At 64.5% G+C, this 6270-nt stretch carries 7 protein-coding genes and 1 pseudogene; 3 read left to right on the top strand and 5 right to left on the bottom strand.

All coding sequences use genetic code 11. The features are described 5' to 3' along the window. Window positions 1-1453, top strand: a 1453-nt coding sequence (locus WEA77_RS03890) for an SUMF1/EgtB/PvdO family nonheme iron enzyme (RefSeq protein WP_368066549.1), incomplete at its 5' end; no start/stop codon positions are given. A gap of 51 nt (window positions 1454-1504) precedes the next feature. On the opposite strand, the gene WEA77_RS03885 is transcribed toward WEA77_RS03890, so the two are convergent. Both WEA77_RS03885 and WEA77_RS03880 read right to left on the bottom strand, forming a co-directional pair. After that, entirely contained in the window at window positions 1505-1870 is a 366-nt protein-coding gene (locus WEA77_RS03885; RefSeq protein ID WP_368066548.1) for a hypothetical protein, read from the bottom strand. Window positions 1871-2110: 240 nt separating this feature from the next. Beyond that, window positions 2111-2719 (bottom strand): superoxide dismutase, encoded by a 609-nt coding sequence (locus WEA77_RS03880; RefSeq protein ID WP_368066547.1) that lies wholly within the window; start codon window positions 2717-2719, stop codon window positions 2111-2113. A gap of 88 nt (window positions 2720-2807) precedes the next feature. Here WEA77_RS03880 and WEA77_RS03875 point away from each other — a divergent pair, with 88 nt between their 5' ends. Then, window positions 2808-3437 (top strand): squalene/phytoene synthase family protein, encoded by a 630-nt coding sequence (locus WEA77_RS03875; protein ID WP_368066546.1) that lies wholly within the window; start codon window positions 2808-2810, stop codon window positions 3435-3437. A 218-nt stretch (window positions 3438-3655) separates the two neighbouring features. Here WEA77_RS03875 and WEA77_RS03870 read toward each other — a convergent pair whose 3' ends face one another. The 3 genes and pseudogenes from WEA77_RS03870 to trmFO form a co-directional block, all read right to left on the bottom strand. After that, complete coding sequence (locus WEA77_RS03870) at window positions 3656-3745, bottom strand: DUF5360 family protein (RefSeq protein ID WP_368066551.1); 90 nt, start codon at window positions 3743-3745, stop codon at window positions 3656-3658. 82 nt (window positions 3746-3827) lie between these two features. Then, window positions 3828-3965: pseudogene (locus tag WEA77_RS03865) on the bottom strand (DUF5360 family protein); the annotation flags it as partial. A 50-nt stretch (window positions 3966-4015) separates the two neighbouring features. Continuing rightward, on the bottom strand, window positions 4016-5419 hold the full coding sequence (gene trmFO / locus WEA77_RS03860) for a methylenetetrahydrofolate--tRNA-(uracil(54)-C(5))-methyltransferase (FADH(2)-oxidizing) TrmFO (RefSeq protein ID WP_368066550.1): 1404 nt from the start codon (window positions 5417-5419) through the stop codon (window positions 4016-4018). Between the two features lie 81 nt (window positions 5420-5500). Here trmFO and WEA77_RS03855 point away from each other — a divergent pair. After that, window positions 5501-6270: hypothetical protein (locus WEA77_RS03855; RefSeq protein ID WP_368066545.1), on the top strand; the 770-nt coding region annotated here is incomplete at its 3' end.

Below are 6270 nucleotides of genomic sequence, written 5' to 3'. Positions count from 1 at the left end.
GGGGCGCATGTCGGAAATATTCGTTTCGTATAACCGCGAAGACCTGCAAACCGCTCAGATCATTGTCGATGGCCTGACGGCTGAAGGCTTTGAAGTCTGGATGGACATGAACCTCCAGGCCGGGGAAAATTATGACGAGATAACCGAAGACCGCCTGCACAGCGCGCGCGCAGTGGTCGTCCTCTGGTCCAGGCGTTCGGTAAAATCCCGCTGGGTGCGCGCCGAGGCCACGATCGGCGCCCGAAAGAATACGCTCGTCCCCCTGATGATCGAGGAATGTGACCGCCCGGTCATGTTCGAGCTGATCCAGACGACCGACCTGTCGGGCTGGAAGGGAGACCGGACGGACCCTGCCTGGCTTGCGTTCGTCGAGGTCATCCGCAAGCGCCTCGCCGCCGTTCCGGCCCCGTCCCGTGGCAGCGAAAGCCGCGGAGGCGGCCCGTCCACCGCCAAGGCCCGCAAGCGCGTGAAGCCTGCACCGCGCAAGGAAAAACGCTCCGGGGGCGGACTGCTCACTGCCATCACGCTGACCTTTCTCTTCGGCCTCTTCAGCGCCGCCGGCATCTATGTCCTGCGGCCTGACCTCGTCGTCCCGGGCCTCACCCGGCTCGCTGTGCTCGCCTCTCCCGAAACCGCCGAGGCCGCGCCTGTTGCCGCCGTTTCCGCAACTGCCGAAGTCATTGCGCCGCCTGCGGAAGAACCCGCTCCGGCGCCCGAGCCCGTCGACGAACTGCCAGGCGAGCCTGCCTCCGCCACCTTCCGCGAATGCGATATGTGCCCCGACATGATCGCCGTGCCCGGCGGCACGTTCCTGATGGGCGCGCCTGAAGACGAGCTTGCCCGCAATGCCTGGGAAGGCCCGCAGCGCAAAGTTGCCATGGCGCCCTTTGCGATCAGCGCCACCGAGGTGACCTATGACCAATGGGATGCCTGCTTCACGGATGGCGGCTGCGGCGGCTACACGCCCGCCGCCGGCGCCCATGGGCGCGGCCTACAGCCGGTTGCTAAAGTTTCGTGGAAAGATGCGCAGGCCTATACCGCCTGGCTGAGCCGGAAGACCGGCCGGGCTTACCGCCTGCCGTCCGAAGCAAAATGGGAATATACCGCCCGCGCCGGCACCACCACGCCTTTCTGGTGGGGCCCGCTGTTCGATGCCGCAAACGCCGCCACCGGCACGCAGCCGCGCAGCGTCGATTCGCTGCCCGCCAACGCGCTCGGTCTCGCGGGCGTCACCGGCAATCTGCGCGAATGGGTGCAGGACTGCTACGTCAATACTTTCGCCAATGCACCGCTGGATGGCCGCTCGGTCGAAGTCGCCGCGTGCAAGCTGCGCGTCGTGCGCGGCGGCGCCTACAAGTCAACGCCCGCCGAACTGCGCATCGCCGCCCGCGCCCGCCTCGACAGCGCTGCCCGTGACGATCTCACCGGCTTCCGCGTCGCCGCCCATCCCTGAAGGCCGCCTCAGGGTTGCGGGCTGCGATCGTTCAGAATGTCCTGATGCAGATTATCCGGCACGCGCTTGGACCGTCCCCAATCGGCTGACTGTCGCTCGAACACCACCGCGCTCGACACCATCCGTGCCTTCCGCCTTGCGCTCCAGCGTCAGCGAAAGCTTGCCCCTCCAGGTCGTCATGCCCGGCGGAATCTCCGCCTGCACCCCGCAGCCGTCCGTGCCTTCATGTACCGCCGCCAGCGTCTGGTTCCGGCTTGCCAGTGAGCAGACGATTGCCGCCAGCACCCGGCCATTTGGGGTCGCATATCCGTTCTTGGCGTCCTTGCCGGTCTTCACGCCCAATTTAGCACAGAGCGGCGTCGCGATCTCGGCGACCAGCTTCATCCGCACGCCGCCTGAGCCTGCCGCGTCCAGCACCGGCTGCGCCAGCTTCAGGAACTCGTCGCCGGTTATCCCGGACTTGCTGACCCTCGCGGCGTCCGCGGTCAGGCCCTTCAGCTACGGGCACCCCGGCACGACGCGGTAATTCGTTGTCTCGCGCCAGCCGCGTCCCGCAGCCCGAACAGAACACATGCCGGGGCTCGGCCGCCTTGCCGCATTGCGTGCGGAACATCGAGGCCCTCCCCTCTCCACACCGGAGAGGGGAATTTAGCTCAGTCAGGCGCCCGCGTCAGCCAGGTTCTGGTTGGCGAAGTCCCAATTCACAAGGCTGCTAAGGAAGGTGTCGATATAGTCCGGGCGGCGGTTCTGGTAGTCCAGGTAATAGGCATGCTCCCAGACATCCATGGTCAGCAGCGGCGTCGTGCCGGCCTCCGTCAGCGGCGTCTCGGCGTTCGGGGTTTTGCTGATCACCAGCTTGCCGGCTTTATACGACAGCCAGGCCCAGCCGGAGCCGAACTGCGTCGCACCCGCGGCCTTGAACTCTTTTGCGAAATTGTCATAGCCGCCGAGGTCGCGCTCGATCAGCTCAGCAATCTTGCCCTTCGGCTTGCCGCCGCCATCCGGCGACATCGAGTGCCAGTAGAAGGTGTGGTTCCAGACCTGCGCCGAATTGTTGAAGACGCCGGCCTTCGCCTTGTCACCGGCGGAATCCTTGATCACGGCTTCCAGCGAGGCGTTTTCGTGCGGCGTTCCGGCCAGCAGGCCGTTGAGGTTCGTCACATAGGCCTGATGGTGCTTGCCATAATGGAAGTTCAACGTCTCTTCCGAGATGTGCGGAGCAAGGGCTGTGCGGGCATAGGGCAGGTCGGGCAGGGTGAAGGCCATAGGGAAACGTCCTTTATTGCAGCTTTGATGTCTTTCGCTTCGCAGCGGTTTGGCACATATGGGGTCCATGTCAAACCAGACCAGACCCTTGACTAAGACTCCCTGGGACGAGATCGACAAGCGCGTCCGCCGTGTCGACGAAGACCGCTGGATTTCCAGCCGCTTTGCCCCCGCCTCCCAGCGCCGCGCGCTGACCGCGCTCTATGCCCTCAACTACGAGCTTGTCCGCGTGCAGGAAGTCGTCACCGAGGAAACCCTCGGCCTGATCCGTTTCCAGTGGTGGCGCGAAGCCATAGCCGAAATCGAAGCCGGCAAGGCGCCGCGCGGCCATGACGTCTGCCTCGCCGTCGCAGAAGAAGCCGCCCAAGGCCGCCTCAAGCCGGGCGCCCTGCAGAAACTCGTCGACGGCTACCAGACCGCTTTCGTCGAACAGGACCGCTCGAAGGAGCCCGAAGCCTGGGTCGCGCTGACCGCCGCAAACATCCTTATTCCCGTCCACAACTGGGCCGAGGAAATCCGCGACGTCTCGGCGGCCTATGCCTGCGTCCGCCGCAAGGCCGGCCACGCCTTTGGCCCCCACGTTTCACCGGCCCCGAAACCCCTGCGCCCCGCCATCGCCCACTTCCGCCTCCGCAAACTCTACTGCGAAGGCAAGGCGCCAAACCCTCTGTCCAAACGCTTCTCCATCATGAAAGCGATGAACACCGGCGAAGTGTAACGGCAAATGCAGGCACAAGTTCCCGCTTACGCCTGCATGCGCACCTCAAAACCTGCCCCTCCAAGCTTGGCATCCTGGCGAACACCTTCGCGGGGATGAAGGGAACAAAAAACAGAGAAACCCCCGAAACCGGCCGCTCCCACAGAGCGCGTCCGGACGCCCGCGCAGACTTCAATCCGCCTGGCTCAGCAAAACCAGAAAGTGAATTGGCAAAAGCATCAGGAACAGATCGGAATCCACCAGGACGGATCAAAATCGCCGGTCAGTGTCCAGCACGAAATCGCCATTATGCCCGCACGGAATGTCAGTGTAAGGGAAAGTTCCGCCCAGATTTTCCAGTCCGCTTTTCCAGTCCGCTTTTCCCTTCTGCTTACGGTGCAGGGACCAAGGCGCCGTCAGAGAAAAGGCAAGTTCTACAGGCAGGAACGACCAGTTCGGGGCCACCGCGCGCGGATCATCATAATCCCTGAACAGCCATTCCGGCGGCAGCGAGATAAGGCCTGGCCCATCAAGGCCGTCACCGCCCAACAGGCCAGCACGCCGACATCGGTGAAGACCATCAGCCTTCGCCCCATCGCCTACTCTGCCGCTACCACCGCTTCGCCTGCAAGCCAGGCATCAAAGTCCTCAAGCGCGCGGATGGCCTGCGCCATTTTCTTCGCCTTGCCCTTGTCCTTGCCCTTCAGGCGTCTGCCGTCGGCGCCGGTTTTCGAATAATCCTCGATGTCCGGGAACAGGCCGAAGTTGACGTTCATCGGCTGGAAGGTCTGGCCCGCCGCGAGGTGCCCGCCGGTGATGTGATTGACGAGCGCGCCCATCGCGGTCGTCGGCGGCGGCGCTTCAAGTTTCCGTCCAAGGCGTTCAGCCGCCGCCAGCCGCCCCGCGAGCAGACCCATCGCCGCGCTCTCGACATAGCCTTCCACCCCGGTCACCTGGCCGGCAAACCGAAGGCGCGGTATCGTCTTCATACGCAGTTGTCTGTCGAGCAGCTTCGGTGAGTTCAGGAAGGTGTTGCGGTGAATGCCGCCGAGGCGCGCGAACTCCGCCGTCTCGAGACCGGGGATCATCCGGAACACGTCCGTCTGCGCGCCGTGTTTCAGCTTGGTCTGGAAGCCGACCATGTTCCACAGCGTGCCCAGCGCATTGTCCTGGCGCAGCTGCACCACGGCATGCGCCTTGACGGTGGGGTTGTGCGCATTCGTCAGGCCGATGGGTTTCATCGGGCCGAAGCGCAGCGTCTCGCGCCCCCGCTCCGCCATCACTTCGATGGGCAGGCAGCCTTCGAAATAGGGTGTGTTCTTTTCCCAATCCTTGAACTCAGTTTTTGGCGCCGCCAGAAGCGCGTCGAGGAAGCGATTATACTCTTCCTCCGTCATCGGACAATTTATATAGGCCGCAGTATCGCCGCCGGGTCCGGCCTTGTCATAGCGGCTCTGGCGCCAGGCCTTAGACATGTCGACTGTTTCGACATAGACAATCGGCGCAATCGCATCGAAAAAGGCAAGATCGTTTTCGCCGGTATGTGCGCGGATCGCTTCGGCGAGTGCAATCGAAGTCAGTGGCCCCGTCGCCACGATCACCGAGTCCCAGTCTTCCGGCGGGAGCCCTGCGATTTCCTCGCGCACGATCGTCACCAGCGGATGCGCTTCCAGCTTCGCGGTCACCGCCTCGGCAAAGCCCTCGCGGTCCACCGCCAGCGCGCTTCCGGCGGGCACCTGATGGTCGCGCGCCGTACAAATGATCAGGCCATCTGCCCGCCGCATTTCCTCGTGCAGCACGCCGACGGCATTCGCCGTATGGTCGTTCGAGCGGAAGGAATTGGAGCAGACAAGCTCGGCCAGCTGGTCGGTCTGGTGAGCCTCGGTGCCGCGCGTGCCCCGCATTTCGTGCAGGATCACGGGCACGCCGGCCGAAGCGATCTGCCAGGCAGCTTCGGAGCCGGCCATGCCGCCGCCGATGATGTGGATGGGTTTCAGGGTCATTGCCGGGACATGGGCCACCGGGGCCGGGCGCGTCAAGATGGCGTTTGCCCCTTGGGCAAGGTCGAATTACCTGTGCAGCCCATGACGCGTCGCATCTCAGCACGAAACCTTGCGAAGGAAGGCTGGCAGCACGGCCTCGCCGCGCTGGGGCCAAACCTGCACTGGCTCGGCCTGTTCGCGCTGTCCGGCGCCTTCTACAGCGCCAGCCTGCATCTGGGCGGCAACCTCGCCGCGCCGCTGGCCATGGCGATCCTCACTTTCGGCGCCGGCATCCAGCTCTCGCGCGGCCTCTACCGCAGCCTGATCGGCCCGCGGCCCGGCGGTTTCCTCGCCCTCGCGCATGCCAATTCGGCCGTCTATCTCGCCTTCCTGTTGATCGGTTTCTTCGTCGGATTCTTCCTCCTGATCCTGCCGGGCATCCTGATCGAGGCGCAGGGCAAGCATGACCTTGCCGGAGACGCCCCGCCGGAACTGGTGCAGCAGGCTTTCCTTGATATGCTGGCGACGCCCTATGGCGGGCTCTACCTGATTGTTGCCGCTGCAGGTTTCGCCGTGCTCGCTTACTTTGCACTGCGCCTGACGCTCTATGGCGCCGCAACCATCGACCGGGGCAAGGCGCATGTGTTCATCACGTTTCCCTGGACGCGGGGACAGTTGCGCACGCTCGGTCTTGCCGCGCTGGCCACTCACCTCCTGCCCTTTGCGGCCGGGCTTGGCGCCAATGCTGCTCTGAGGTCGGCGCTGCCGGACAGCCCGGCCGGGCATCTGGTCGAAGGGGTGGCAGCGATCCTTTTGTTCACGCCCTTCCTGGCGGCCGGGCACGGGATGGCAGCGGCGGCCTACCGGCGGCT

This window comes from Hyphomonas sp. (assembly GCF_040882205.1).
GTDB lineage: Bacteria > Pseudomonadota > Alphaproteobacteria > Caulobacterales > Hyphomonadaceae > Hyphomonas.
Note: the sequence above shows the minus strand (reverse complement) of the source record. Positions and strands in the feature narration are given on the sequence as shown.

Excerpts from the sequence above, each read along its gene's own strand:
- WEA77_RS03880 (WP_368066547.1), bottom strand. The coding sequence starts at position 2,719 with ATGGCCTTCACCCTGCCCGACCTGCCCTATGCCCGCACAGCCCTTGCT.
- trmFO (WP_368066550.1), bottom strand. The coding sequence starts at position 5,419 with ATGACCCTGAAACCCATCCACATCATCGGCGGCGGCATGGCCGGCTCC.